The organism is Akkermansia muciniphila (assembly GCF_900184965.1).
Classification (GTDB): domain Bacteria; phylum Verrucomicrobiota; class Verrucomicrobiia; order Verrucomicrobiales; family Akkermansiaceae; genus Akkermansia; species Akkermansia muciniphila_A.
Genome location: NZ_FXYA01000185.1, coordinates 24532 through 48956 on the forward strand (window position 1 = coordinate 24532; position 24425 = coordinate 48956).

At 56.3% G+C, this 24425-nt stretch carries 25 protein-coding genes; 15 read left to right on the forward strand and 10 right to left on the reverse strand.

Going from position 1 to position 24425, the window contains the following annotated elements:
• The first annotated feature begins 26 nt into the window (after positions 1–26).
• On the forward strand, positions 27–1988 hold the full coding sequence (locus CI070_RS05690) for an MFS transporter (RefSeq protein WP_218823935.1): 1962 nt from the start codon (positions 27–29) through the stop codon (positions 1986–1988).
• 206 nt (positions 1989–2194) lie between these two features.
• Here CI070_RS05690 and CI070_RS05695 read toward each other — a convergent pair whose 3' ends face one another.
• From CI070_RS05695 to rpsU, 3 genes are all read right to left on the reverse strand, one after another.
• Positions 2195–3256 (reverse strand): ankyrin repeat domain-containing protein, encoded by a 1062-nt coding sequence (locus tag CI070_RS05695; protein ID WP_143245740.1) that lies wholly within the window; start codon positions 3254–3256, stop codon positions 2195–2197.
• Between the two features lie 52 nt (positions 3257–3308).
• Complete coding sequence (hemL, locus tag CI070_RS05700) at positions 3309–4589, reverse strand: glutamate-1-semialdehyde 2,1-aminomutase (protein WP_094137400.1); 1281 nt, start codon at positions 4587–4589, stop codon at positions 3309–3311.
• An 83-nt stretch (positions 4590–4672) separates the two neighbouring features.
• Positions 4673–4924 carry a 30S ribosomal protein S21 gene (gene rpsU, locus CI070_RS05705; RefSeq protein ID WP_094137401.1) on the reverse strand — a complete coding sequence of 84 codons (252 nt, stop codon included), beginning with the start codon at positions 4922–4924 and terminating at the stop codon, positions 4673–4675.
• Between the two features lie 228 nt (positions 4925–5152).
• Between rpsU and CI070_RS05715 the strand changes: the two genes are divergently transcribed.
• Genes CI070_RS05715 through CI070_RS05725 form a run of 3 tightly spaced genes read left to right on the forward strand, consistent with a single transcriptional unit; the run spans position 5153 to position 7705 of the window.
• Complete coding sequence (locus CI070_RS05715) at positions 5153–6643, forward strand: PfkB family carbohydrate kinase (protein WP_094137403.1); 1491 nt, start codon at positions 5153–5155, stop codon at positions 6641–6643.
• Complete coding sequence (gene gmhA, locus CI070_RS05720; RefSeq protein ID WP_094137404.1) at positions 6640–7209, forward strand: D-sedoheptulose 7-phosphate isomerase; 570 nt, start codon at positions 6640–6642, stop codon at positions 7207–7209. The genes CI070_RS05715 and gmhA overlap by 4 nt, the downstream gene beginning before the upstream one ends.
• Positions 7199–7705: a D-glycero-alpha-D-manno-heptose-1,7-bisphosphate 7-phosphatase gene (locus CI070_RS05725; RefSeq protein WP_094137405.1), complete on the forward strand. Its 507-nt coding sequence runs from the start codon at positions 7199–7201 to the stop codon at positions 7703–7705. The genes gmhA and CI070_RS05725 overlap by 11 nt, the downstream gene beginning before the upstream one ends.
• A gap of 27 nt (positions 7706–7732) precedes the next feature.
• Here CI070_RS05725 and CI070_RS05730 read toward each other — a convergent pair whose 3' ends face one another.
• Positions 7733–8494 (reverse strand): hypothetical protein, encoded by a 762-nt coding sequence (locus CI070_RS05730; RefSeq protein WP_094137406.1) that lies wholly within the window; start codon positions 8492–8494, stop codon positions 7733–7735.
• A gap of 115 nt (positions 8495–8609) precedes the next feature.
• On the opposite strand from CI070_RS05730, the gene CI070_RS05735 reads away from it, so the two are divergent.
• Genes CI070_RS05735 through CI070_RS05745 form a run of 3 tightly spaced genes read left to right on the forward strand, consistent with a single transcriptional unit; the run spans position 8610 to position 11226 of the window.
• Entirely contained in the window at positions 8610–9653 is a 1044-nt protein-coding gene (locus tag CI070_RS05735; protein WP_094137407.1) for an ABC transporter substrate-binding protein, read from the forward strand.
• Positions 9650–10438, forward strand: coding sequence for an ABC transporter ATP-binding protein (locus CI070_RS05740; protein ID WP_094137408.1), 789 nt, complete (start codon positions 9650–9652; stop codon positions 10436–10438). The genes CI070_RS05735 and CI070_RS05740 overlap by 4 nt, the downstream gene beginning before the upstream one ends.
• Positions 10435–11226, forward strand: a complete 792-nt coding sequence (locus CI070_RS05745) for an ABC transporter permease (protein ID WP_094137409.1) — start codon at positions 10435–10437, stop codon at positions 11224–11226. Before CI070_RS05740 ends, CI070_RS05745 begins: the two co-directional genes overlap by 4 nt.
• A 59-nt stretch (positions 11227–11285) precedes the next feature.
• Here the strand turns inward: CI070_RS05745 and lpxD are convergent, their stop codons facing one another.
• Positions 11286–12323: a UDP-3-O-(3-hydroxymyristoyl)glucosamine N-acyltransferase gene (gene lpxD / locus CI070_RS05750; RefSeq protein WP_094137410.1), complete on the reverse strand. Its 1038-nt coding sequence runs from the start codon at positions 12321–12323 to the stop codon at positions 11286–11288.
• A gap of 39 nt (positions 12324–12362) precedes the next feature.
• Positions 12363–12959, reverse strand: a complete 597-nt coding sequence (locus CI070_RS05755; protein ID WP_179218573.1) for an OmpH family outer membrane protein — start codon at positions 12957–12959, stop codon at positions 12363–12365.
• A gap of 149 nt (positions 12960–13108) precedes the next feature.
• Between CI070_RS05755 and panC the strand changes: the two genes are divergently transcribed.
• Positions 13109–13954, forward strand: a complete 846-nt coding sequence (panC, locus tag CI070_RS05760) for a pantoate--beta-alanine ligase (RefSeq protein WP_094137412.1) — start codon at positions 13109–13111, stop codon at positions 13952–13954.
• A gap of 30 nt (positions 13955–13984) precedes the next feature.
• On the forward strand, positions 13985–14638 hold the full coding sequence (locus tag CI070_RS05765) for an ABC transporter ATP-binding protein (RefSeq protein ID WP_094137413.1): 654 nt from the start codon (positions 13985–13987) through the stop codon (positions 14636–14638).
• Between the two features lie 31 nt (positions 14639–14669).
• Here the strand turns inward: CI070_RS05765 and CI070_RS13535 are convergent, their stop codons facing one another.
• Positions 14670–14813, reverse strand: coding sequence for a hypothetical protein (locus CI070_RS13535; protein ID WP_179218575.1), 144 nt, complete (start codon positions 14811–14813; stop codon positions 14670–14672).
• A gap of 248 nt (positions 14814–15061) precedes the next feature.
• Complete coding sequence (locus CI070_RS05770) at positions 15062–15550, reverse strand: hypothetical protein (RefSeq protein ID WP_094137414.1); 489 nt, start codon at positions 15548–15550, stop codon at positions 15062–15064.
• A gap of 317 nt (positions 15551–15867) precedes the next feature.
• Here CI070_RS05770 and cdaA point away from each other — a divergent pair, with 317 nt between their 5' ends.
• The 3 genes from cdaA to bioD are packed head-to-tail and all read left to right on the forward strand — an operon-like array spanning position 15868 to position 17443.
• Positions 15868–16659 (forward strand): diadenylate cyclase CdaA, encoded by a 792-nt coding sequence (gene cdaA, locus CI070_RS05775; protein WP_256943603.1) that lies wholly within the window; start codon positions 15868–15870, stop codon positions 16657–16659.
• Positions 16637–16789, forward strand: a complete 153-nt coding sequence (locus CI070_RS13540; RefSeq protein ID WP_164917374.1) for a hypothetical protein — start codon at positions 16637–16639, stop codon at positions 16787–16789. Before cdaA ends, CI070_RS13540 begins: the two co-directional genes overlap by 23 nt.
• Positions 16790–16801: 12 nt before the next feature.
• Positions 16802–17443 (forward strand): dethiobiotin synthase, encoded by a 642-nt coding sequence (bioD, locus tag CI070_RS05780; RefSeq protein WP_094137416.1) that lies wholly within the window; start codon positions 16802–16804, stop codon positions 17441–17443.
• Positions 17444–17687: 244 nt separating this feature from the next.
• Here the strand turns inward: bioD and CI070_RS05785 are convergent, their stop codons facing one another.
• Positions 17688–19067, reverse strand: a complete 1380-nt coding sequence (locus tag CI070_RS05785) for an alkaline phosphatase family protein (protein ID WP_256943604.1) — start codon at positions 19065–19067, stop codon at positions 17688–17690.
• A gap of 68 nt (positions 19068–19135) precedes the next feature.
• Between CI070_RS05785 and rph the strand changes: the two genes are divergently transcribed.
• Together rph and CI070_RS05795 are read left to right on the forward strand one after the other, a co-directional pair.
• The gene (gene rph / locus CI070_RS05790; protein ID WP_022198427.1) at positions 19136–19933 is read left to right on the forward strand and encodes a ribonuclease PH; all 798 of its coding nucleotides are present in this window, start codon (positions 19136–19138) and stop codon (positions 19931–19933) included.
• 195 nt (positions 19934–20128) lie between these two features.
• Positions 20129–20887, forward strand: coding sequence for a type II secretion system protein (locus tag CI070_RS05795; RefSeq protein ID WP_022198426.1), 759 nt, complete (start codon positions 20129–20131; stop codon positions 20885–20887).
• 580 nt (positions 20888–21467) lie between these two features.
• On the opposite strand, the gene CI070_RS05800 is transcribed toward CI070_RS05795, so the two are convergent.
• The gene (locus tag CI070_RS05800) at positions 21468–23546 is read right to left on the reverse strand and encodes an alpha-L-fucosidase (RefSeq protein ID WP_094137419.1); all 2079 of its coding nucleotides are present in this window, start codon (positions 23544–23546) and stop codon (positions 21468–21470) included.
• A 187-nt stretch (positions 23547–23733) separates the two neighbouring features.
• Between CI070_RS05800 and CI070_RS05805 the strand changes: the two genes are divergently transcribed.
• The gene (locus CI070_RS05805; protein WP_012419445.1) at positions 23734–24411 is read left to right on the forward strand and encodes a M23 family metallopeptidase; all 678 of its coding nucleotides are present in this window, start codon (positions 23734–23736) and stop codon (positions 24409–24411) included.
• Positions 24412–24425: the final 14 nt, after the last annotated feature.

Sequence of the window (24425 nt, forward strand, 5' to 3'; positions counted from 1 at the left end):
AGCCAATTTACTAAAATGCAACGACCATGACAGACCAAGAAAACATGAAGGCCGCCATTCCGGATGTGGCCAGGCGGTATATGCGCTATCTCCTCATCATGGCCGGTTTGGGCGGCCTGCTCTACGGTGTGGACGTTGGCGTGATTGCTGCTGCGCTTCCCTATATTGAGCAGACGGCCGGTTTTAATCCTTCCCAGCTTTCCCAGGTGGTGGCCGCCGTGCTGTTCGGCAGCGTTCTTTCTTCCCTGTTTGCGGGCTATCTGGCCGACAAGATGGGACGCAAGGCGTTGATTACCGTGGCTGCCGCCTTGTTCACGGCAAGCATTCCCGTGATCTGCCTGTCCCAGGAAGTATTCGGCATTATGTTGCTGGGCCGTATTCTCCAGGGAGCCAGCGCCGGTATTGTGGGCGTGGTTGTTCCGCTGTATCTGGCCGAGTGCCTGAGCGCCGAGTCCCGCGGCAAGGGAACGGGGATGTTCCAGTTCCTGCTGACGGTGGGCCTGGTGTTTGCCGCCGTCGTCGGTTTGCTTGCCGCCAGTTATGTGGGCGGCGTCGAAAATTCCGGCGCGAGCGAAGAGTCGCTGACTTCCGCCAAGGTTCTGGCCTGGCAGGCTATTTTCTGGGTTTGCGCCATTCCCGGCCTGTTCCTGTTTTTCGGTTCCTTCCGTTTGAGCGAATCTCCCCGTTACCTGTTCCGCCGCGGCCGCAAGGATGAAGCCATGACTGTGCTGGTGCGCAGTTATGGAGAGTCCCGCGCCAAGGAAGTGTTTGATGAGATGGTTCACATTGAAGAGGAAGAGAAACAGAAGGCGGAGGAACTCAAGAAGCAGAGTTCTTCCGGAGAGTCTCTTCTTCAGCGCAAGTATATCTATCCCTTTGTTCTGGCGGTGCTCGTTCTGGCGTTCACGCAGGCTACGGGTATTAATTCCGTGCTGAATTATTCCGTAAAGGTGTTCCAGCAGGCAGGTCTGGAAGGCACTACTGCCAACTGGGCGGACTTTACCATCAAGGTCGTGAACTGCTTGATGACTATCGTCGCCATGGTGCTGGTGGACCGCAAGGGTCGCAAGTTCCTGCTTAAAATTGGAACGGCCGGCATTGTAGTCGGCCTTCTCGGCACCGGGTTCCTGTTCAATAATGTGGAAAAAGCCCGCAAGGACGTGACTGCGGATGTGGCCGCCCTGCTGGCCGCCCAGAGCCCTGCCGTCCAGAAGGAATTTGAACAGGGCAAGGATGTGGGTTCCATCCGCACGCTTCAATTGGAACGCACTCCGGATTCCCCCTTCATCAAGAATCTCCTTGCCAAGAACGGCATGGCCGACAAGGACATCAACAGGATGCAGCTCATCATCACCTATGACCAGCCGGAAGCCAATCCCGCCTGGTACCAGTTCCTGATGGGGTCCTCCACCCAGCTTTCCGTCGTAGAGTTTTCCGAACTGACCAAGGATACTAAGGATATCAAGAAGGAAGAGGACAAGGCTTCCCTGGCCGTGATCAAGGCTGTTCCGGATTCCACCAATAAAATGGTGGTGAACGGCAAGGACGGCTATGCCATGAAGCCCGTTTCCATTCTGAAGGCGGAATTAGGTGAAAAGCCGGATACCTCCATGGGCTGGGGCGTGACTGCGTTTTTCATCATCTTCATTGCTTTTTATGCCACCGGCCCCGGCGTATGCGTCTGGCTGGCGCTGTCCGAGCTGATGCCTGCCCGAATCCGCTCCAACGGTATGGCGATTGCCCTGCTGATCAACCAGCTGGTTTCCACGGTCATTGCCGGTTCCTTCCTCCCGTGGGTGGGCAGCTGCGGTTATTCCGGCGTGTTCTTTACGCTGGGCGGCATTACGGTGCTGTATTTCATTACGGTGACCTTCTTCCTGCCTGAAACCAAGGGGCGTTCCCTGGAAGAAATTGAAGGTTACTTTACGACAGGCAAGATGCCGGAAGATCCCAAGATGATCGGCGAAGGCATTGAAGCGGAGGAATAAATTCTTCCTTCCTGTGATTTTCAAAGCCGCTTTCCCTGAGTTGGGGAAGCGGCTTTTTTATAATAGGAAACAGAGGGGGCTGCCTGTATGGCTTCGGAAGCGCAGCAGTTCCTTCAGGGCCTGTAACCGGGCCGTAACGGTTACCCTCCCTTTTTTCGCGAACCAGAAGGGGAGAATGGCGGGCTGTGAAGTCCGTGATGACGGTTCTACTTGGCGGGGCCCCCTTTTTTCTGTTTGGACTGCCAGAGCTTGATGGTTTCCGCAATGGAGGGATAACCGTTTTTCATATGGAAGTCATAGGCTGTCTGGCCGTCATCGTTGCGGAGAGAGGGATTGGCCCCGTGATTCATGAGGCAAACGGCTATTTCCGGAGAGTTGCAGACCATCAGCGGGGTCAGGCCATCCACATCCGGCTGGTTGGGGTCCGCTCCCGCCTTGATGAGAAGTTCAATGAGCGGAATGAGGCGTTCCGACGGTTTTTCCTTGGTGCAGATCAGGTGAAGGGGTGATTGCTTGCTTTCAAAAAAGCGCTCGTTAACATCGCATCCCGCCTTGATGAGCCGTTCGTAAATGGCGGAGGACAGGCTGAGGAAGCCGACCCCGCGCGCCTGAGCGTTCATTCTGCGCTTGAGATCCGGGGAACCTGCGTCCAGAAGCGCCAGCGCTATTTTTTCCTGGCCCGGATCGGAGTCATTGAGGGCGGCGGAATACATGAACGGGGTGACGCCCCAGGGCCCCGGCAGGTCCGGGTCGGCGCCGTGTTTGAGCAGGGCGTGCACCAGCGGCAGTCTTTCTTCTGCGGTGGAATTCATATAGAGGCCTGAGAGGCACGCCCAGGTAAGGGGAGTGTCTCCCGGCTCTTTGGTGCCGTCATGCATGAAAATGGATTGAGCATTGACGGGAGCGCCCTTTTCTACCATCCGGACGGCCAGCTGGTTTAATCCCAGGGCAATGCAGAGATGCAGGGGCGTAGTGCGGTCCGGCGTCTGGAGCAGGAGGCTGCCGGTCTGGCGGAATTGTTCCAGCATCTGATGGCATTGAAGAATGGAGTGGAATTCCTCCTGCGCTTCTCCGGGAAACATGATTTCCAGCGGCCAGGAGTCATGCAGGAAACGAAGGGTAAGGCCCAGCAGTTTTTCGTTGGCCGTCTTGATTTCCTGCTGTTCCGCTTCCGTGAGCCGGATCGTCTTTTCCTCCGCATGCGTCCAGGGAGCGGCTATGACGGCTGCTGAGGACAGAAGCAGCATGGTCCCTGTCATTGGTCTCATGAAGTCCTTATAGGGGAAGGGTAGTGAGCTGTCACTTCAAATCAGGGGCATGTCAACCCAACCTGGAGAGACTGATGCGGACGGCTTCCACCGTGCGGTCAATGTCTTCTTCCGTATGGGCCGTAGAGATAAAGCCCGTTTCATACGGGGAAGGAGCGAAGTAGACGCCTTGTTCCAGCATGTTCCAGAAGAAGGATTTGAAGAGTTTTTTGGAAGCTTTTTGCGCGGATTCCAAGTCATAGACTTTCTCTTCCGTGAAGAAGAGGCAGAACATGGAGCCTGCACGGTGGAAGGTGTAATTTCTGCCGTGTTTTTTAAGGGCTTCGCGAATGCCTTCTTCCATGCGCGCTCCGAGCTGTTCCAGGCGTTCATAGGCGTTTCCTTTCAGGAGTTCCCGGAGCTGGGCCAATCCCGCCGCCATGGCGACCGGATTGCCGGACAAGGTTCCCGCCTGGTACACGGGGCCGAGCGGAGAGAGGCAGTCCATGATTTCCGAGCGGCCTCCAAAAGCTCCCACGGGGAGGCCTCCGCCGATGACTTTGCCCATGCAGGTAAGGTCTGGAGTGATGCCGTAAAGCTGCTGCACGCCTCCGGGAGCGACCCGGAAGCCCGTCATGACTTCATCAAAGATGAGGAGGGCGTCGTGGCGGAGCGTGATTTCCCGCAGGAAGTGAAGGAAGTCGTTTTGCGGAAAGTAGAGTCCGGCATTGGCGGGGAAGGGCTCCAGGATGACGGCGGCAATGTCGCTTCCATGGAGTTCGAAGGCTTTTTTCACTGCTTCCCGGTCATTGTAGGGCACGGTGAGGGTGAGCTGCGTCATTTCCCTGGGCACTCCCGCGCTGTCCGGTTCTCCGAAGGTGAGCGCTCCGGAACCCGCCGCCACCAGAAGGGAGTCCACGTGACCGTGGTAGCAGCCGATGAATTTGATGATTTTGCGGCGTCCGGTATAGCCGCGCGCCAGCCTGATGGCGGACATGGTCGCTTCCGTTCCGGAGTTGACCATGCGCACTTTTTCCACGGAGGGCACCATGTCCGTGATCATTTCCGCCATGTCCACTTCCGCCGGCGCAGGAATTCCGTAGCCCAGACCCCTGTCCACGGCGGCATGTACTGCGTCCAGAACGGGTTGCGGAGCGTGGCCCAGAATGGCCGGGCCCCATGTGCCGATGTAGTCAATAAGCTGGCGTCCGTCCGCATCCGTGATGTAGGCTCCTTTGGCCGATTGAACGAAGAAGGGGTCCCCGTCCACATTGCGGAAGGCCCTGACGGGGGAGTTGACTCCGCCAGGGATAACGGAACGCGCGCGGGAGAAGAGCTGGGCTGACTGATTCATGTGCGAGGGAAGCAAAAAGGGCAAACCTTGAGAAAGGGTTGCCCTCATGGAAATTGGGTTCTTATTCCCGAACCAATATTGTTTTAAGCTTCAGGAGCGGAAGCGGGTGTTTCGGCGGTTTCGGAAGCGGTTTCTTCGCTCTTGTTGCTGAAACGCCATTTTACCTTGTTGCGCTTGCTGGCGGAACGGGCCTTGCGGCGGCGTTCGTCCATCGGGGTTTCAAAAGCGCGGCGGCGGCGCATTTCATCCAGAATGCCTTCAACATCCAGTTTTGTTTTGAGGCGCTTGAGAGCGCGGTCGATAGGTTCACCTTTTCTTACGGTAACTTCACGCATGATTTGTTTTCCTTTTTCTATTCGTCCGGGAACGGGAGACAATAGGTAGTGCTTTCCTGCTTACAGGTCAAGATTTTTATCATGACTGACCTATTTTTTGCTCCTGAATGAGAGTTCTGCCGTCCGGAACGGCGGGGAGCGGCCGCGTTGCCCCGTTTCCCGGTTTCGGAGCGCGGTTCAACTGTCCTTGCCTTATAACAGGGGGCGTGGTAGAAAGAGGCGTCTCCCATGAACCGGCTGCATACATTGATTGACGGATTTTCCCGGGTGCGGATTCTCTGCATCGGGGACGTAATGCTGGATAAGTTCCTGTATGGGAGCGTCAGCCGTATTTCCCCGGAGGCCCCGGTTCCCATTATGAAGATGGACCGGGAGACGCGCATGCTGGGAGGCGCGGGCAATGTCGTGTCCAATCTGTGCGCGCTGGGATGCCTCACCACCTTTATCAGCGTGGTCGGGGATGATGACCATGGGCGGCAGGTAAGGCGTTTTCTGGAAGAGACGCACTGCGTTCCGGAGCTGGTGGTGCGCGAGGGGTATGAGACGACCGTGAAGATCCGTTTTGTGGCGGGCAAGCACCATTTGCTGAGAGCGGATCAGGAACAGCCGCTGAACATGGAGCCGGAGCTTGCTTCCCGTTTTCTGGAACGGGTGGATGCCTGTTTGCCGGAGGCGGATCTTGTTCTTTTATCCGATTATGGGAAAGGCCTGTTTGACGGACGTACCACCCCGGAGGTGATTGCCCGGTGCCGTGCCGCGCGCAAGTCCGTCATCGTGGACCCGAAGGGAGCGGACTATTCCCGCTACCGGGGGGCCACGCTGGTAAAACCCAATATGAAGGAGTTCCAGGAAGCTACCGGCGTGGCGCTCAATCCTGCCATGACCGGGTGGGAACGGGATGCCGTGGCGGGGGCGCAAAGGCTATTTTCCGAATTCGGCATTGAGAATCTGATTGTTACTCTGAGCGAACACGGCATGATTTTCATTCCTTCCTCCAACCCTGCCGATTTTGTCTGCATTCCTACGGAGGCCCGGGAGGTTTTTGACGTGTCCGGCGCGGGGGATACCTCCCTTGCCAGTCTGGGCGCGGCGCTGGCTGCCGGAGCCGCGGTGCCGGACGCTCTGGTCGTGTCCAATGTGGCCGCCGGCATCGTAGTGGGCAAATTCGGAACGGCCAGCGTGACCGGAACGGAGTTGAAGAAGGCTCTGAAGGAGAAGGATATCCGGACGCCTTCCTGGCATCACCGCGACAATATCCTGACGCCGGAGGCCGCGGCGGAGCTGGCGGCGCGTTTCCGCCGGGAAAAGAAGATGGTTGGGTTTACGAACGGTTGTTTTGATTTGCTCCACCTGGGGCATATGCATTCCTTTATGAAGGCGCGTGAAGCGTGCGACGTGCTTTTTGTAGGGCTGAATACGGACGCCTCCATCAAGCGGCTGAAGGGCGAGGACAGGCCGATTAATAATGAGGAGATGCGTTCTCTGCTGCTGGCGTCCCTGGATTTTGTCGATTACGTAGTGCCGTTTGATGAAGATACGGCTCTGCCGCTGATTGAGAAGCTGCGTCCGGACGTGATTGCCAAAGAGGGATATCCCCTGGAATGCTGGCCGGAAGGCCAGTTCGTGAAAGCTTATGGGGGGCAGGCTCTGGAACTTCCCCGCCTGGAGGGCTTTTCCTCCACCAATATCATCAACCGCATGAAAAGCAGCCCGGAATGAGCGAATACATCAGGAACCAGATTTTAGGGATAGCGGATAATTTCAAAACCCTGGCTTCCATGGCCGGGGATATTGAGCAGGTCGCCCGCATTTGCACGGATACCCTCAGGGCCGGGAATAAGATCATGTTTTGCGGCAACGGGGGCTCCGCCGCGGATTCCCAGCATCTGGCCGCCGAATTGGTAGGGCGCTACAAACTGAACCGTCCCGCCATGAATGCGCTGGCCCTGACGGTGGATACCTCCATCCTGACCGCCGTGGGTAATGATTACGGATATGAGACGGTATTTTCCAGGCAGCTGGAGGGAGTGGGCCGCCCCGGGGATCTTCTGGTGGGGCTTTCCACGAGCGGCAACAGCCGGAACATCGTTTTGGCGATGGAGCTGGCGCGCCGGATGGGCGTCCGGACTGTAGCTTTGACGGGCCGCGGAGGGGGCGAGATGAAAGAAGCTGCGGATTTCTGTATTGCCGTTCCTTCCGAGGCCACGAACAACATTCAGGAGATGCACATTGCAGTGGGGCATCTGGTTTGCGAACTGGTTGAACGGGAGATATATGGCGGGTAAGGCTTTGTTTCTGGACAGGGACGGCGTGGTTAATGTGGATGGCGGATATGTGCACCGCATCGAGGATTTTCGTCTGGTGCCCGGAATTCTGAATCTCTGCCGCCAGGCTAAGGAGAAGGGGTACCAGGTGCTGGTGGTGACCAACCAGTCCGGCATAGGACGCGGCATGTTTTCCGAAGATGACTTTGAACGGCTGACGGAATATATGAGAGGGGTGTTCCGTTCGTCCGGCGCGGAGATTGCAGATGTGTTTTACTGTCCCAGCGCGGATGACGGGCATCCGGACCGGAAGCCGAATCCCGGCCTGTTTCTGAAGGCTGCCGCCGCGCATGGGCTGGATATGAAAGCCTGCGTGTCCGTAGGTGACCGGGAACGGGATATCCGGGCGGCTCTTGCCGCCGGAGTGGGTCGCAATTTCCTGTTTTCTACGGAAGATGTTTCCACCCTCGCCACAGCCCGTGTGGAGACGTTGGAGGAAGTAGCGGCAAGGCTGTAGGCCGGGAATGACTGCTCCCGGGAAGAATCATTGCCGGGAGAATCGTTTTTCCGCCAGGTGCATGCAGCCGAGGATGAGGGCGATGATGACCAGCGGCCCCAGGATGTCCGCGTACCCCACCATGCCCGTGTTCACGGGGGCCACGCAGAGCAGGAACCACCAGGCCAGGGACAGCGCGCGAAGCAGGGACGGAGCCCCGCTGCCGGAGAGGAAGACATAGATGACGAGAGCCCAGAATTGCTGGAAACGGGGCAGCGTGACCAGCCATTCCCGGTCCCCTCCGGGCCAGACAAGCGTACCGTAGGGGCCGGATGCGGGGAGGTCGCCCCACATGGCGCTTGCGGGAAGCGCCAGGTTTATCAGCAGGTTCAGGAACAGTCCCGCATATACGGTCATCATCAGGACTCTCCACTGGGCTCCCGTTCGCACCGCCAGGAACAGGAAGGCCGGCACCAGCAGGAAGGGCGTCAGTTCCAGCGTTCCCATCCAAAGGGGGATATCGGTTCCTATCGTTGCAAGGCAGTCCGCTCCTTGGGGAATGGCGGAAAGAACAGCCCAATACAGGAGCGTCAGAAAAATGCAGCGGTACCTGACGGCCCGGCTTGCCGGACGTTCTTCATCCGGTGGAAGGCCCAGCCATGATCCGGATGAGTGCTGGTTGGAGAGGAACTGCATAGGCGGGTTGGGAATGGAGTTTTTGTAACGGGAACGGACAGGTTTGTCAATAGAGCCCGGTTCAGCTCCGGAGACGGGCTTTTTTTCAACAAAACGGGCATTTTTGTTGTCCACGTTGTGACAAAGTTGCTGCCTTCGGATTCCTGCCGCGGGCGTCTCTTTTTGTTAGTCGGCGCCTGAAAGGCCGCAGAAAAACAGCTGTGACTCAGATATCTCATTCTTTTTGCTTATGCCCTGTTCCAGATTCCTGACGATTTTACCGGTTCTGTTTTTTTGCCTGCTGGCTGTTTCCTGCGGAAAGAAGGAGAAGGATGATCCTAACGTCGTGGAATTGAATTTCGGCCATTTTCCCAATGTGACGCATGTGCAGGGCCTGGTGGCGCATCATTTTTCCCAGCAGGGGAAGGGGTGGTTTGAAGAACGGCTGAAGGAGGCCACCGGAAAGGACGTCAGGATCAACTGGTACGTGTACAATGCGGGCCCCAGCGCCATGGAGGCCGTGTTCGCCCGCTCCGTGGAATTGGCTTACGTGGGGCCCAGCCCGGCCATTAACGCGTTTGTGCGTTCCCGAGGGGAGGATATCAGGATGATTGCCGGAGCCGTGGAAGGAGGCGCCGCCCTGGTGGTTCCGAAGGATTCCACGCTGAAGGAGCCTGCGGATTTCCGCGGCAGGGTGATTGCGACCCCCCAGCTGGGGAATACGCAGGATGTTTCCGCCCGCGCCTGGTTTTCCCGCGGCGGCCTGCATGTGACGCAGCGCGGCGGGGACGTGACGATTCTGCCGACTCCCAACCCCGAACAGCTCAGCCTGTTCCGGCAGGGCAAGCTGGACGGCGCGTGGACGGTGGAGCCGTGGGTGAGCCGCCTGGTGATGACGGCGGGAGGCAGGGTGCTGGTGGACGAGAAAGAATCCATCGCGACCGTGCTGGTATGCGGAGCTGAGTTTCTCAGGGAAAAGCCGGATGTGGCGAAAGCCCTGGTGCAGGCGCATGCGGAGCTGAACGAATGGATAAGGCTGCATCCGGAGGAGGCCCAGTCAATCGTGGTCAGGGAACTGGAGCAGCTGACGCATTCCAGAATAGATCCGGCATTGATTGCGGAGGCCTGGAAAAGCATCGTCATCAAGGACAGGATTTCCATTCCCAAGCTCCGGCAGTTTGTGCAGGACGCCCATCAGGCCGGGTTTATGAAAGAGGTCCCGGATGTAGGCGGCCTGGTAGCGCCGGATGCGGCTGAGGAACAGTTGACCATGGTGAAGGAGGGCGGAAGATGATTGCGGGTGCAGAACATTGCGGCCCCGGAGGCTGCAAGCTCCGTATTGCGGGCGTGAGCAAGGTGTTTGACGGAAGGCGCGGAAAGGTGGTGGCTTTGGAGGACATTAATTTGAATATCAGGGGGGGCGAGTTCGTGTGCCTGGTGGGAGCCAGCGGGTGCGGAAAGACTTCCCTGCTGAATATTATTGCGGGGCTGGAGTTCCCCTCTTCCGGGGTGGTGGAGCTGGATGGGGAGCCTGTGAAAGGGCCCGGACGGGACCGCACCGTGATGTTCCAGGAGTCTGCCCTGTTTCCGTGGCTGGACGTGATGGGAAACGTGATGTTCGGCTTGAAGCTGACGCCCGGACTGACTCGGGGAGACCGGCTCGCCATGACGGAGAAGAATCTGGAACTGGTGGGGCTGAAAGAGTGCGCCCATGCTCATATTCATGAACTTTCCGGCGGGATGAAGCAGCGCGTGGCGCTTGCCCGCGCCCTGGCTGCCAGCCCCCGAATTTTGCTGATGGACGAGCCTTTTGCCGCCCTGGACGCCATGACCCGCGAACAGCTTTATCAGGATATTCAGGAAATTCATTTGCGCTGCGGCATGACGATTATTTTCGTTACGCACAATATGCGCGAGGCCGTGTGCCTGGGGGATCGCGTGGTGTTGCTTACTCCGCATCCGGGGCGTATCTGTGAGGAGTATTTCGTGGATTTCCCTCATCCCAGGGATATCAACAGCAGCGGTTTGGCGGAATTGTCCGCCCGCATCATCCGTGATTTGAAAGGAGCCACGGCATGAACCGGAATAAATGGTCCAAGTGGAGGGCTCACGCCTGTTCGCTCGTGTTTTTCATTCTCGTGGTCTGGGCATGGCAGTATTTGAGCGACTTAAGGGTCTGGAAGCCTTATTTGTTTCCCTCTCCGCTGGAAGTGTGGGAGTATCTGCGTTCTTCATTTCAGGACGGGTCTTTGGAGGAGGCTTCATGGATTACCGTGAAAAGGCTGGTAATGGGGTATGGAATAGGCCTGGTGACGGGAATTCCCCTGGGCATGCTGTGCTCCCGTTTCCAGCTTATCCAGAATACCCTGGGGCTGGTTTCCCTGGGGTTCCAGGCTCTGCCCAGCGTGTGCTGGGTTCCGTTGGCGACCCTGTGGTTCGGCCAGACGGAAGGGGCTATGCTGTTCGTGGTGATTATGGGGACGCTGTGGTCCGTAATCCTGGCTACGGCCAACGGCATGCGGAACGTGCCGCCCATTTACGCCCGTGCGGCGCGCACCATGGGCGCAGGCCCCATTTATTGCCTGGTCCATGTGACGCTTCCCGCTTCCGCTCCGTTTGTCGTGAGCGGGATGAAGCAGGGTTGGGCTTTTGCCTGGCGTTCCCTGATGGCTGCGGAAATTTTTGTTCCCATCCTGACCGGGTTCGGATTGGGGCAGCTGCTGCATTTCGGACGCGAGCTGAACGCGATGAACCAGGTTGTAGGCATTATGTTCGTAATTGTGGTGATTGGGCTGCTGTCCGACAAGATTCTGTTTTCTCCTCTGGAACGGTTTCTGCACCGCCGCTGGGGGACCGGACAGGCCTGAAGCGGCGGAAGACAGAAACGCGGAGGTGAGGGCCGAGCGTTCAGACGATATGATGCCCGTTATTTGCCGGAAGAATCCAGCTCTTTTTTGAGCGCCCGGACTTCCTTAATCAATGCCGGAAGTTTTTTGAGGGCAGCGTACTGGCGGGTGGCGTCCTTGTAGGGAAAAGCCGGCATGCCCCAGTAAGTAGAGTTTTCCGGAATGTCCGAGAGGACTCCCGTTTTGGCTCCCAGCGTGGATCTGGAACCGATTTTGAGGTGTCCTGAGATGCCGACCTGGGCGGCAATGGTGGCGTAGTCCCCCACTTTGGTGCTGCCGGCTATGCCGGATTGGGCGACGATGATGCAATGCCTGCCGACAACGACGTTGTGACCGAGCTGGATCAGGTTGTCTATTTTGGTGCCTTCCCCCACAATGGTGCGGCCGAATCTGGCGCGGTCAATCGTGGTGTTGGCTCCTACGTCCACGTCATCCCCCAGTTCCACAATGCCCACCTGGTCAATGCCCACATAGCGCCCATTGTCTCCCATCAGGAAACCGAACCCGTCGGAACCGATGACGGCTCCGGGCTGGATGGTTACCCGGTTGCCGAGTTTGCAGCGTTCCCTGATAGTTACGTGGGCATGCAGGCGGCAGTTTTCCCCCATGGAGACGCCGTCTCCGATATCGCAGCCGTTGCCGATGTCCGTTCCGTCTCCGATTACGCAGTGAGCGCCGATGCAGGTATAGGCTCCTACATGGATTTTGTCCGGGTTGAAGCTGGCCGTGGGGTCGATAATGGCTGTAGGATGAATTCCGGGGGTAAACCGGTAGGCGGAAGCCATGAAGTATTTCACCAGGGCGTTGAATGCCATGGAGGGGTTGTCCACTTCCACGAATGCGGCATGTTCCGGGTACGCAGGCAGACCCGGAGGCACCAGCACGATTCCGGCGGAGGTGTTCAGGAAGTCCTGGAAGTATTTTTCGTTGCCAAGGAAGGAGGCTTCCTCGCGGGATGCGTCAAGAAGGGAAGCGACCCCGAATACAGTCAGTTCGGGGTCGCCGGAAAGGATTTTTCCCCCGGTGAGGGCGGCCACGGCTTCAAGTGTAAGCTTCATGGGTATATGATTCCGCCTTCCCGGGGGTAATGTCAAGGGTTAGTTGGCCGGGGCCGCGGGAGCAGCGGGAGCGGCCGGGGTCTTTTTCTTGGTGGGGTCAAACCCTTTGGGGGCGTCCTTGTTGAGTTCTTTCATCACCGTAGGGGTAATGTCCATGCCGGGCTTCGTGTAAACGAATACCTGGTTGGACCGGAGGGCCTGGGCGCTTTTGTCCAGAACGAGGTCATAGTTGCCCTTGGTGGCGATGCCTTCCGTGATTTTTGTGATTTCCCCCATGATTTTGGCGGAACGCACTTTCATTTGTTCCTGAAGGGATTTAAGCTGGCGTTCCACAAATCCGCGGCGTTCCTGTTCCAGCGCAATGACTTCCTGGCGCTTGATCTGGGCTTTTTGTTCCAGCTCCTTTTTGTCCTTTTCATTCAGCATGGGATCCTGGAGCCTTTTGACCATATCATTGAAGTCCGCTTCCATTTTCTTGATGGTTTCCGCGCGGGTATTGTTGGTTTCCTGCACCGTCTGGGCAGCCTTGTCTACTTCCGCCTGGGCTTCATGGGTCTTGTAGTAGTCAGCGAAGAGTTTCTGCACATCCACCGTCGCTACCTTCAGTTCAGCGTTGGCCGTGGCGCTTAATGCCATTGCTGCTGATACACCTAATGCTGTTTTGAAGAATCTCATAATTTTTAGCGTCTTCTGACTTTACCAGTTTACATGTGGAATGGCATGCGTCAACCTTCTAGCAATATTTCAGGATTGAACTTTTGTCATCATGGGGCCACTTTAGGTGCATGCAAACATTTTCCACCAAGGCCCAGTTGAGAGCTGCCCTCCTCAAGCATCACCGCAAGCATGACCATGTGGTTCTCGTCCCTACAATGGGGGCTCTTCACGCCGGACACCGCGCTCTGCTGGAACAGGCGCGCAAACTGGCCGGGGAGGATGGCGTAGTGGTTGCCAGTATTTTCGTCAATCCTATCCAGTTCAACAATTCCTCCGACCTCCAGACTTATCCCCGGACTCCTGAAAAGGATTTGGAGGTGTGCGAAGGAGCAGGCGTGGATTATGTGTTTTCCCCGGCTTCTGAAGAAATGTATGCCGGAGAACGCAGCATTTCCGTGGAAGAAGGCTTTTTGTCCGCAACATTGTGCGGCGCGTCCCGCCCGGGGCATTTTTCCGGCGTCTGCACGGTGCTTGCCAAGCTGTTCAACCTGGTGCAGCCCACGGACGCCATTTTCGGCAAGAAGGATTACCAGCAGCTTGCGATTATCCGCCGCATGGTGCGCGACCTGGATTTTCCGGTGCGCATTCACGGGGCGGAAATTGTAAGGCACAGTAACGGGCTGGCCTATTCCTCCCGGAATGCCCGCCTGACGCCGGAGCAGAAGGAACAGGCCGTGGTAATACGGCAGGCCATGCTTCAGGCCCGGGACGAGTTCCAGGCCGGAGGGGACGTCTCCAAAGTGAAGGAGCATGCCGCCGCCATGATTGAAGGGGTGCCCGGCACGAGCATCGATTATCTGGAGATTGTGGATGCGGAGACCATGCAGCCGCTGGCAGTGAACCGGAAGCCGGCCCTGATGGCCGCCGCCGTTTATTTCGGAGACGTGCGTCTTATTGACAACATAGAACTTTAATCCGGCGAGGATTTTCTTATACTGCGCCCCGTGATTACCGCCGCCAACCTCCACCGCAGCTATTCCATCGGCAAGAAGTCCATTGAAATCCTGCATGGGGTGGATTTGCACATCGCCGCCGGAGAGAAGGTGTTCCTGTGCGGACCCAGCGGGGCCGGAAAGACCACGTTGATGTACACGCTGGCCGGATTGGAAACGCCTCAAGAGGGAAAGGTAATGATTGACGGTACGGACATTTACGCCTTGTCCGCCACGGCCCGGTCCGTGTTCCGGAACCGGAACATGGGGTTTATTTTCCAGAATTACCTGCTGATGCCGGAATTGACGGCACTGGAAAACGCCTGTCTGGCTTCCTCCATCGGCCGGAGGCCGCGCGTGGAATGTGTGAGGGAACTGATGGAGCGCGTGGGTTTGGCCCACCGCCTGAACCATCTGCCCAGCGAGCTGAGCGGCGGGGAACAGCAGCGCGTGGCAATTGCCCGCGCCCTGGCGAACGACGCCCCCATTATTTTTGCGGATGAACCCACCGGAAATTTGGACCGGAAGAACGGAGCGGAGGTGCTGGATCTTTTATTCGGCCTGGCGGACGAGTCCCGCAAAACGCTGGTGATTGTGACGCATGACGAACATCTGGCACGGAGAGGGGACCGCATTATTACGATTATGGACGGGCAGGCCGTCTGAGGCTGCCGAGCGTAGGGACTGCCTACCGTTATTATTTGATGTCCACCGCAAGATGCCGGGCGGCTTGGAGCATTCCCCGGATCACCTGCGCTATGCAGCGGTAATCCGGCGTTTCCGGACGGTCTCCCTGCTGATGGCAGTTCGGGTTCCGGAAAAGAAAGGAGTCCGGCATCATGACGGCGGCCAGGTTTTGGCCCGAAAATGGCGGAAGTCAAAAGCTGGTGCTCCAACTTCTGACTTCCGCAGGGTTGAGACAGACGGCAGATAGGAAGGGACGCCTATGTTTCTAAATTGTCCGAGCCCGTCTGCCGCTGTCTTTTTTGCCGATGACGGCGATGAAGTCCTCTGTATCCGGATACAGGGTGTCCATGCCATACGGAATGTTCACCATTGATTCGGTTGCGGACGGCGATCGATCATACATTATTCCTTGTAGTCTTCGTCGGAATCACCTTTGCATAGAAATGCGAAATCCGGGGAACTTCCCGCTGTGTCCAGCAGTGAGCTCCATGTGAGATTGGGGTAATCAATGAGATCGTGTGCATAAGCCAGCATATTGTCCGGCGCCTGTCCGTATCCACGTCCTACTTCACAGATGCATAAGATGAGAATGAGGTGTATGGCTGGTGATACAGGAGCGTCTTCCGGGATTCCCTCATTGAAATATTTGATAAATGCATTTGCAGATTCCTGGCTGTCATTATCCAATTCCTGAAAGAGTTTTTTATAGGATTGGGGCCTTCCTTTTTTTATTACCGGGTCATATTTTTGCCAGCCTCTTCCCAATTTTATATCCAGTTTTCCTTTAATTTGTTCAAATATTTGCGTAACTTCAGCAGGATCCCTGTCTTGAAGTTTCACCCAGGCGAGCCAGATTTTTCCTGCTCCTTTCAATTGTTCGACTGTTATCATTTTGCGGTATTATTTTCGTGTTTGTTTTTTCAGCGTATCCGTCGCAAGCTCATGCGCAGAGCCGGGGAAAATCCCTGTTTTTTGAAGTCTTGCTTTATGCGGATTTACATCGTTAATTTAATCCGATTTTTGCTTATTGTTATTATTTGTTTCCCAAAGAGCCGTTCTTTTTTTTGAGAGCTTCTATCTGTCTCCGGAACATACAGGGATGTTTTCAGATTTGGGGAATTGAGATGAACGGTAAATTCCCGGCGCCTTCCGGCAACGCGAGAGGATCGGTATTGCATTCGGGTGGGTTGTTGTGTAGCTTGTTGGGCATGTGGGACTGGATTGTGATCAAGGATGCGCTCCGGGCGATCGTTGAAATTTTCATCCTGTGGGTGTTCCTGTACCAGATTTACCGCGCTTTCCACGCAACGCGCGGCGCGCGCATTATGGTGGGGCTGTTCGCCTGCTTTCTGGCCCTGGTGGTGCTGGCCTTTTTCTTTCAGCTGAATGTTATTTCATGGATATTGACGCGCATTTTCGCCCCCGGTCTGGCGTTGGCTTTGGTGGTGATTTTCCAGCCGGAGCTGCGCGTAGGGCTGGCAAAGCTGGGAAGCCACCCGTTTTTCTCTTCCTTCGCCAAGCTTCAGCGGGTAGATTTCCTGGATAATTTCTGCAAGGCGGTAAGCAAGCTTTCCAACCAGCGGTTCGGCGCCCTGTTCGCTTTTGAGCGGAGCATCAGCATGAAACCTATTGAGGATTCCGGCGTGAAGCTGGACGCCATTTTTTCTCCGGAGCTGGCCCTGACGATTTTCCATACCAAGACGGCTCTTCACGACGGAGGCGTGGTGATTTCCGGCGACCGCATTTCCGCTGCTGCCTGCGTGTTCCCGGTTTCCCAGAAGGAAATGAGCGACCGCACCCTGGGGCTGCGCCACCGCGCGGGCGTGGGCATGTCCGAGGAAAGCGACTGCGTGGTGGTGGTGGTGTCCGAGGAAACGGGGGCTATCGCCCTGGCCGTAGGCGGGAAACTGGAACGCAACCTGACTCCGGAACAGTTGAAGGGGCGTCTTGAGGAACTGCTGAATATTTCTTCTTCCAATGAAAAAACTGCTATTGCTTAACTGGCCGGCCAAGCTGTTCTGTCTGGTGCTGGCCGTGATTATCTGGTCTTTCATCAATCACTGGGTGACTACGAATGACGGCGTGTCCACCCGTGGGCAGCTTGAGGAGATTAGAAGATCCCATCCCTGAATATTTACCGTTATGAGGAATTTCATTGTTACCGGTACCGATACGGAAGTCGGGAAAACTTATGTGAGTTGCCTGATCGTCAAATCTTTAAGAGAGGCGGGCATTAATGCCGCCGGGGTCAAGCCCGTGGCCTGCGGAGACAGGCAGGATGCCCGCCTTCTGCGTGAAGCCGGGCCAAAGGGGCTGACGCTGAATGAACTGAACCCCGTTTTTTTGAGGAATGCCACATGTCCCTATGTAGCCGCACGGCTGGAGAATACGCAGGTGGATGAAGAGGTTATCTGGAACGCTTATGACGCGCTGTCCGCTGCACATGAATGCGTGCTGGTGGAAGGGGTGGGGGGCTGGGAAGTACCCATTGGCCCCGGACGGAATTTCAGCGACATGGCTGCGGATTTCAAGCTGCCTATTCTTCTGGTGATAGGCAACAAGCTGGGGGCCATCAACCATGCCCTGCTGACGCTGAATGCGATCAAAAGACGCGGCTTGGAATGCCTGGGCATCGTGTTTAATAATGTGAAAGAGGAATGGGATACTGCCTGCGTGACGAACAGGAGCATGGTAGAGGAGTTTTCCGATGCGCCCATTCTCGGCGAACTGATTCATGGGCAGGATTACATGGATATGGAACCCCTGCTGAAACGTTTGCTCTGACAGGGCGGGGGTAGCGAATGAGTGGGATAGCGGTGAAGGCTCCTGTCCCTTATTGCTAGGGTTGCGGAGTGAAACAGCGATGTGAAGGAATAATCATGTCGTGTTGGAGCGGATGGGGAGAACGCTACGGTTTCCCAGGCGTGGAAGCCCTGTTTTTGCGGAACGGCATCCGTTGCGGGAAATTTCTTTGTATGGAGTATGATTCCTGTCCAGATGTCTGCTGACAGGGCGCCCCTTCCCGTCATTATTCTTTTTCAAAGACGGAGAGGATGGCTTGATGGACATCCTCAGCGGCATGAATTTTCGGCAGGGAGGCCGGGCCGATGAACACGGGCTGCTGGTTTGCAGGCACCCGGTCCCTGCCATGGGAGCCTTTCACCTGGTCTCCGTTGAGGGGGATAACTTTCATCAGGGCGCGGAACCCCAGCTTTTTTTTCAACAGAAAAGCGGCGGCATGGAACATGGGGAAGGCAAGGCCCGGATCAAAGAACATTTCCGCGGGGTCATAGCCGGGTTTGCGGTGGATGTCCACGCAGCGGGCGAAGTCCGGCGCCTTGGTGTCATCCAGCCAGTAATAGTAGGTGAACCATGCGTTCGGGGCCGCAACGGCGGTGAATTCCGGCAGGCGTTCCAGAGCCGCGGAAGAAAGGCCGGAGAAGTCCGTTTCCCTGATTTCTTCCACTCCGGGGGTAGCGGAGAGCAGCGCTTTCACTTCTTCTTTTACGGAAGGATCATTGATGTAGATATGGGCAGTCTGGTGATCCGCCACGGCAAAGGCGCGGGAGGCGCCGCAGTCCAGCATTTCCGTACCCATTTCCGGTTTGACGGTGATCCAGCCCCGTTCCCGGAAGATACGGTTGAGGGCAATGCTGCGGGATACGTCGGAAATGCCGTATTCACTGAGGACGACGGGGGTGACGCCTTCCCGTTCCAGAAAGTCGATCAAGTCGCAGAGAAGACCGTCCATAGCCTCCGCCGCATGGGCCGCCTGAGTTGAGGATGGACCGAATTTCTGAAGGTCATAGTCCAGATAGGGCAGATAGATGAGGCTGAGGTCAGGGCGGTGTTTCCGTTCTATCCACCGGGCGGAGTCCGCTATCCATTGGGAGGACCGGATCCCTGCCATGGGGCCCCAGAAGGTGGGGAAGGGGAATTCTCCCAGGTCCTTTTTAATGGTTTCCCGGAGTTCCATGGGTTGGGTGTAAATGTCGAAGATTTTGCGGCCGTCCGCCGGGTACATGGGGCGCGGCGTGATGGTCCAGTCCGCCGTGGAATACATATTGTACCACCAGAAAAGTTTGGCGCAGGTGAAGCCGGAGCCGTACCGTTCACGCAGTTTCTCCCAGAGGCGCGGGCCCTGCACCAGCTTGTTGGACTGCTTCCAGAATTGGATTTCACACATGTTCCGGTTGTACCATCCGTTGCCGGGAATGGCGTGCTCCCGCGGGGAAAGCCCTGTCACGTAGGTGCTCTGGGCGGAGCAGGTGAGGGCCGGAAAGGCCGGAGGGAAGGAGGAAACGCTCCGCTCCCCCGCCCAGGCGGAGAACCGCGGCATGTGTTCCATCATCTGGAGGGAAAGGGCCACCACGTCAATGACGGCCACACGGGTGCGAGGGTGTTTCATGGGAGGGATATTAGCTGTTTGGAAGGGGAATTCCATCTTTCCATTTGAAAAAGATGACGGCATCCGTCATGATTCCCCGCATGGAACGTCAGGATAAACGACTTGTGGACCAGTTGCGTCCGATCAGCTTTGAAACGGGTATTGCCCCGAATGCCACGGCTTCCGTGCTGGTGACTTTCGGACGCACCAAGGTGATTTGCGCCGTTACGATTGAGGAGGATGTGCCCCGCTGGATGAAGGTTCAGCGTGTGGAGGGAGGATGGCTGACGGCGGAGTATTCCATGCTTCCCTATTCCACGCTTGACCGTAAACGCCGGGATATTACGGCGGGGAAACTGGACGGACGTTCCAGCGAGATCCAGCGTCTGATCGGCCGTTCTCTGAGGGCGGCCGTGGATCTGGGCAAGATTGGCCAGCGCACGATTTGGGTGGACTGCGACGTCTTACAGGCTGATGGCGGTACCCGCACCGCTTCCATTACCGGGGCTTCCGTAGCTCTGGCCATTGCCGTAAACAAGCTTGTCGCGGAAGGAAAACTGGCGGAGTCTCCCATGAAGAGGCTGGTTTCCGCCGTATCCGTGGGAATACTGGGGGGAGAGGCTCTGCTGGATCTCTGCTATGTGGAGGACAAGGATGCGGAAGTGGACATGAATCTGGTGATGACCGACCAGGGAGAGTTTGTGGAGGTGCAGGGTTCCGGTGAAGAGGCCGTGTTCACGGCTGACCAGATGAACCGGATGCTGGAATTAGGCCGCAAGGGGCTGGAAGAGATTGCAGAACTCCAGCGGCAGGTGATTGCCGAGGAGGACAGGCCGGACGCCGGAGCTTTGGAAGGGTTGAGTTCCTTTTTCGGCAGCGGCAGGTAGGAATTTCCCCTGTGGCCCGGGGGTTCCCCGGGCCTTTTGCAAGGGGGGCGGAGGCGGAGTTTTCACGCCCTTGCAGGGCCAAGATTTTTATGAGAATATGCTTGTCCTGACTGGGAAATCGCGTTAATAGTAGAAACGAACATAGATAACCACGTACGGTTTTCTTAAACTGTAAACATTCCATCATATCCAACAATGAAAGTATCTTTTGCAACACGCCAGTTACGCAGGGGGTTTACCCTGATTGAACTTTTGGTTGTCATTGCCATTATCGCCCTGCTGGCTTCCGTGGCATATGGTCCTATTCTGAATCAGATCAACAAAGGCGACCAGATGCAGGCCCTGACCAACATGAAGAACGTGGGTGTGGCGATGAACGAGTTCAAGGCCAACAGCAAACTGGGCAATTTTCCCGATGATATCACTGCCGACCGCGTTGTGGCCCAGCATAATTACATGAGCGGCCTGGGCGCGCTTCAGGGCGATACTTCCAATGACTATTTCCGCCAGCTTCTGGGTAATGAGTCTGTTTCCGAAAGCAACTTCTACGCCAAGGTTCAGACTCCTTCCGGCGGTTCCACCGTTACTCCCAACGGCGAAATTTACGACGGACAGGCCCTGACTCCCGGTGAAGTGGGCATTTCCTATGTCATGCGCAAGGGCGACAATAACAAGAAGGTAGGTATTGGAAGTTCCGTAGGGGAATATCCCCTGATGGTCACTTCCGTGCTTCCCGGTGAAGACGGCAGCACCGTTGTGGCCGGCAATGCCGTGCGTTTCGACCCGGAAAGCTTCCGCGGCAAGGTTCTGATTTTCACGACTGCCCAGAGCGCCAAGACTCTGGAACTGGACGACAACGACAACCTTCAGGATACCTTCATTCCCAAGAGAAGGGGCAAGGACATCAGCGACCAGTTCCTGATCCTCACGCCCGATTTCAGCGGCCAGGAATAAGTTTGCCGGCAGTATGATTTTGTACAGGGCGCATCCGAAAGGATGCGCCCTTTTTCATGCCTGATTTTTGAAAAGGAAATCTTCTGTTTTACGGAAATCTCCTGCCGAGTTGACCAGTTCTGTCCGTTGTTTGCTTAAAATAGATTTTACGATGTAAGGAAAGCGCCGGGTTTCCAGACGATAAGAAGATTGTCTATACAGACAGGAGACGGAACAGAACCTTTTGGAGATGATATCGTGGCTGATTTCAGGAAGCAGGCGTTTTTCCCGGGGGCCTGCCGTTGGTATGGGGTTGCAGGGCTCTTGCCGATTTCAATATGTTCCGCATATCGCTGGGGCTGAAGATGCAGCCATGCCGGACCGTCTCTTTGACCCTTTGGCCGTTGCGGCAATATACGGGATATTCCCAGCCTGCTGAAGCGCTGCAGGATGAGTTGGGAGGAATTCCGGCTTATATTCTCCTGCTTGTTTTGATGCCAGTTTGTGTCGGAACCTGTTTCGCAAAAATGAATTCGTGCCGCAAAAAAGGCATTCCGGCCGTAAAAACCGGAATGCCCTGGTGGGGAAAGTCTGGGAGGTTTTATTTGTCTGCGGGAGTGCCGAAAACGTTTATTTCCGCAGCGGAGGCGCCGTTGCCGTCCAGAGATCTGGTGCCGATGAAGCGGAAATAACGCACGGGTTCATTCACGTTCTTGAGATTAATGGATTGCTCAATGGGGTTGGCGCGCAGATTGGAGAATTCCCCTTCCGCCGCTTTCGTCCAGTTCTTCCCATCCGCGCTTACTTCAAATTGGTATTTATCCGTCATGCCGGAGGTTTTCCCATCCTGTCTGGGAAGGTAGGAGAAGCTGGAAACCTGGTACGGTTTTCCCATATCCACCACAAAGGATTGAGGCGCTTCCGCCTTGGCAAGCCAGGAGGTTTCCGGGTTGTCGTCGATGGCCGCCGCCGCATTTCCAGATGTGGCGGTTTTCACTTTCCATCCGGTTTTGCTGATGCCGAATTTGGCCTGGCTGACGGGGCCCAGTTTACCGTTGGAGAATTGGCAGCGGGCTTTGACAGTGCCGCACTTCGTAAATTTAGCACCCTGGCTGTAAACGGGAGATCCTGCCTTGGGTTCGCTGCCGTCCGTCGTGTACAGGATTTTATTTTTGCCGTCCGCGATGATGATAAGGTTGTCTCCGCGGCGGAAAATGGAGGGCCGTACGGCGCCCGCGGGCTGGCGGAAGAGGGAGAATTCCGAGATGCAGGGCGTGGCCTGGCTGCCCGTGATGCGCAGACGTAGTTTCTGGGTGGTGATGGGGCGGGGCAGGCGGCGCATGACCTGGTTGCCGATGGTTTTCCCCTCATTGTCGATACAAACCCATTTGCCATTGATGAAAGCGTCAATATTGAAGGAGTCCACGCGTTGTCCCAGGCGTGTTTGTTCGCGCAGCCGGATGACGTCGAAAGTGGCGGGTTTGGGCAGCGTAATAATGGCGGTGGGGGTCAGATTGTCATCTTCCACGGCCCAGTAGGTTTCAATGTTGCCGTCCGTCATGTTGGAGGGAGAGAATTTTTTGTCGTTGCCGCGCGTCTGGCTGGCTGTGACGGTTGCTCCCAACGCGTAATCCCTAGCATATAGCTTATCGCGCAGTTCCTTGAATTCCAGCAGGGATTTGACATCCGCAGGATCCAGTCTGCCTGTTTTGTCCGCCGCCACGTTCAGAATGAGATTAGCTCCGCGGCCTACGGAATCAAACCATACCTGCATAAGTTCTTCAGGGGATTTGACGCGGGATGCCTGTCCCTGATGCCAGAACCAGCCGGCATGGTTGATGGTGGTGTCTCCTTCCGCCGGCACCCAGCGTTCTCCGCCGCGCATGCCGGTGCCTCCGCCTCCGCCGTTCAGCCCTACGGTGCTCCAATGGGGATAATTGACGTGGCCTTTTTCGGAGCCTCCCCAGCGGGCGTCTCCGTGGTGGCCCGCTCCCCAGATGATGCAGCCGGGCTGGATTTTGCGGATCATTTCCACGATTTTTTCAAAGTTATAGTATTTTTCCGCGTCACCGATATTGCGCTTTTCCCTGGCTCCTCCGTAATAGCCGTCTCCTCCATTGGCTCCGTCAAACCAGATTTCAAAGACAGGCCCGTAATTGGTCAGCAATTCCCGGATTTGTTTATAGTAAACGTCCAGGTAGCCATCTTTGCCGTAATCCGCGTTGTTGCGGTCCCAGGGGCTGAGGTAGGTGCCGAATTTGATGCCGTGCTTTTTGCAGGCAAGGGCGAATTCCCTGACTACATCTCCTTTGCCGTTTTTCCAAGGACTTTTGGTGATGTTGTGGTCCGTGGATTTGGTGGGCCAGGCGCAGAAGCCGTCATGATGTTTGGCCGTATAAATCATTCCTTTCATTCCGCCTTTTTTAAAGGTGGAGACGATATCGGAGGCATTAAAATCCGTGGGGTTGAAGATTTTCGGGTCTTCATCGCCGTAACCCCATTCCCGTCCCGTGAACGTATTCAGGCCAAAGTGGATGAAGCCGTAGAATTCCATGCGCTGCCATTTGATTTGGGCAGGTGTAGGAATTGCGCCGTATGGTTTGGGCGGTGCTGCGGTCCAGCCGGGCAGCATGGAGGAAGAGAGAACTGTTCCGAGGAAGAGTGTTGTTAGCTTATTCATGCAGAAAAAAGTGTGTTGAAAAATACGGAGTCGCTCCTCCCTTCTTTCATACGGGGGCTTTGCTGTCAAGTTGAAAGGAAGCGGGAAACATGGGACAGCGTGTTAGTGAATTCTAACTTCGACATGCGGGGAATTCCGCTTGATACGGAGGAGGGTGCCGTTTAGCATACAAAGGACTTTCGTTCCCATGTCCTATTTCCGTTTTTTACTGCTGGCGCTGGTTTTTCTGACCGGTTCCGCGTTGATCAGCGAGAGCGCTCCCGTTTACATGGCCCGGCGGGACAGCAAGTTTGCGCTTGTTCCTCTTTGTGACGGTTTTGATTTTCCGGTAGGGAAGCCTGACGGCAACGGCTATTACCGTTCCCGCGGTTTGCGCCTGAAAAGTCCCCGTCACATGGGCGAGGATTGGAACGGCAATAAAGGAGGCAATTCCGATTTGGGCGATCCCGTTTATTCCGTAGGCCACGGGGTGGTAACTTATGCGGCGGATGCCCGGGGCGCGTGGGGAAAGGTGGTGATTGTGCGCCATGCTTTCCGTGAACCCAAGTCCGGAAAGGTTCTTTGCTGCCAGACGCTTTATTCCCATTTGAACGATATTAACGTTGTGCTGGGACAGTTGGTGCTGCGCGGCACCCAGGTAGGCACTATCGGCACGAACCGCGGCATGTATCCTGCCCATCTTCATGTTGAGCTGCATTACAACCCGGATGTGAATTGCGGCCATCAGGGGATTCCCAAGACGGAGCGCAATTACGGTCGCCTGACGGATTTTATTACCCGCTTCCGCCGCCTGCCTCTGGAGAAAAGGATGGTGCGCGTCCCCATCGGCGGGTTTCTGCCTTACAAGGGAACGGAAGGACTCTGACTTCTGCTGGATGA

Bases quoted from the DNA above. Each gene is read 5' to 3' on its own strand.
- rph (WP_022198427.1), top strand. From the start codon at position 19,136: ATGATTCCCCGCATGGAACGTCAGGATAAACGACTTGTGGACCAGTTG.
- CI070_RS13535 (WP_179218575.1), bottom strand. From the start codon at position 14,813: ATGATGCCGGACTCCTTTCTTTTCCGGAACCCGAACTGCCATCAGCAG.
- CI070_RS05740 (WP_094137408.1), top strand. From the start codon at position 9,650: ATGATTGCGGGTGCAGAACATTGCGGCCCCGGAGGCTGCAAGCTCCGT.
- gmhA (WP_094137404.1), top strand. From the start codon at position 6,640: ATGAGCGAATACATCAGGAACCAGATTTTAGGGATAGCGGATAATTTC.
- CI070_RS05800 (WP_094137419.1), bottom strand. From the start codon at position 23,546: ATGAATAAGCTAACAACACTCTTCCTCGGAACAGTTCTCTCTTCCTCC.
- hemL (WP_094137400.1), bottom strand. From the start codon at position 4,589: ATGAATCAGTCAGCCCAGCTCTTCTCCCGCGCGCGTTCCGTTATCCCT.
- CI070_RS13540 (WP_164917374.1), top strand. From the start codon at position 16,637: ATGAAAAAACTGCTATTGCTTAACTGGCCGGCCAAGCTGTTCTGTCTG.
- lpxD (WP_094137410.1), bottom strand. From the start codon at position 12,323: ATGAAGCTTACACTTGAAGCCGTGGCCGCCCTCACCGGGGGAAAAATC.
- panC (WP_094137412.1), top strand. From the start codon at position 13,109: ATGCAAACATTTTCCACCAAGGCCCAGTTGAGAGCTGCCCTCCTCAAG.
- cdaA (WP_256943603.1), top strand. From the start codon at position 15,868: ATGTGGGACTGGATTGTGATCAAGGATGCGCTCCGGGCGATCGTTGAA.
- bioD (WP_094137416.1), top strand. From the start codon at position 16,802: ATGAGGAATTTCATTGTTACCGGTACCGATACGGAAGTCGGGAAAACT.
- CI070_RS05735 (WP_094137407.1), top strand. From the start codon at position 8,610: ATGCCCTGTTCCAGATTCCTGACGATTTTACCGGTTCTGTTTTTTTGC.
- CI070_RS05785 (WP_256943604.1), bottom strand. From the start codon at position 19,067: ATGAAACACCCTCGCACCCGTGTGGCCGTCATTGACGTGGTGGCCCTT.
- CI070_RS05805 (WP_012419445.1), top strand. From the start codon at position 23,734: ATGTCCTATTTCCGTTTTTTACTGCTGGCGCTGGTTTTTCTGACCGGT.
- CI070_RS05715 (WP_094137403.1), top strand. From the start codon at position 5,153: ATGAACCGGCTGCATACATTGATTGACGGATTTTCCCGGGTGCGGATT.
- CI070_RS05725 (WP_094137405.1), top strand. From the start codon at position 7,199: ATGGCGGGTAAGGCTTTGTTTCTGGACAGGGACGGCGTGGTTAATGTG.
- CI070_RS05795 (WP_022198426.1), top strand. From the start codon at position 20,129: ATGAAAGTATCTTTTGCAACACGCCAGTTACGCAGGGGGTTTACCCTG.
- CI070_RS05770 (WP_094137414.1), bottom strand. From the start codon at position 15,550: ATGATAACAGTCGAACAATTGAAAGGAGCAGGAAAAATCTGGCTCGCC.
- rpsU (WP_094137401.1), bottom strand. From the start codon at position 4,924: ATGCGTGAAGTTACCGTAAGAAAAGGTGAACCTATCGACCGCGCTCTC.
- CI070_RS05695 (WP_143245740.1), bottom strand. From the start codon at position 3,256: ATGAGACCAATGACAGGGACCATGCTGCTTCTGTCCTCAGCAGCCGTC.
- CI070_RS05690 (WP_218823935.1), top strand. From the start codon at position 27: ATGACAGACCAAGAAAACATGAAGGCCGCCATTCCGGATGTGGCCAGG.
- CI070_RS05745 (WP_094137409.1), top strand. From the start codon at position 10,435: ATGAACCGGAATAAATGGTCCAAGTGGAGGGCTCACGCCTGTTCGCTC.
- CI070_RS05755 (WP_179218573.1), bottom strand. From the start codon at position 12,959: ATGGCATTAAGCGCCACGGCCAACGCTGAACTGAAGGTAGCGACGGTG.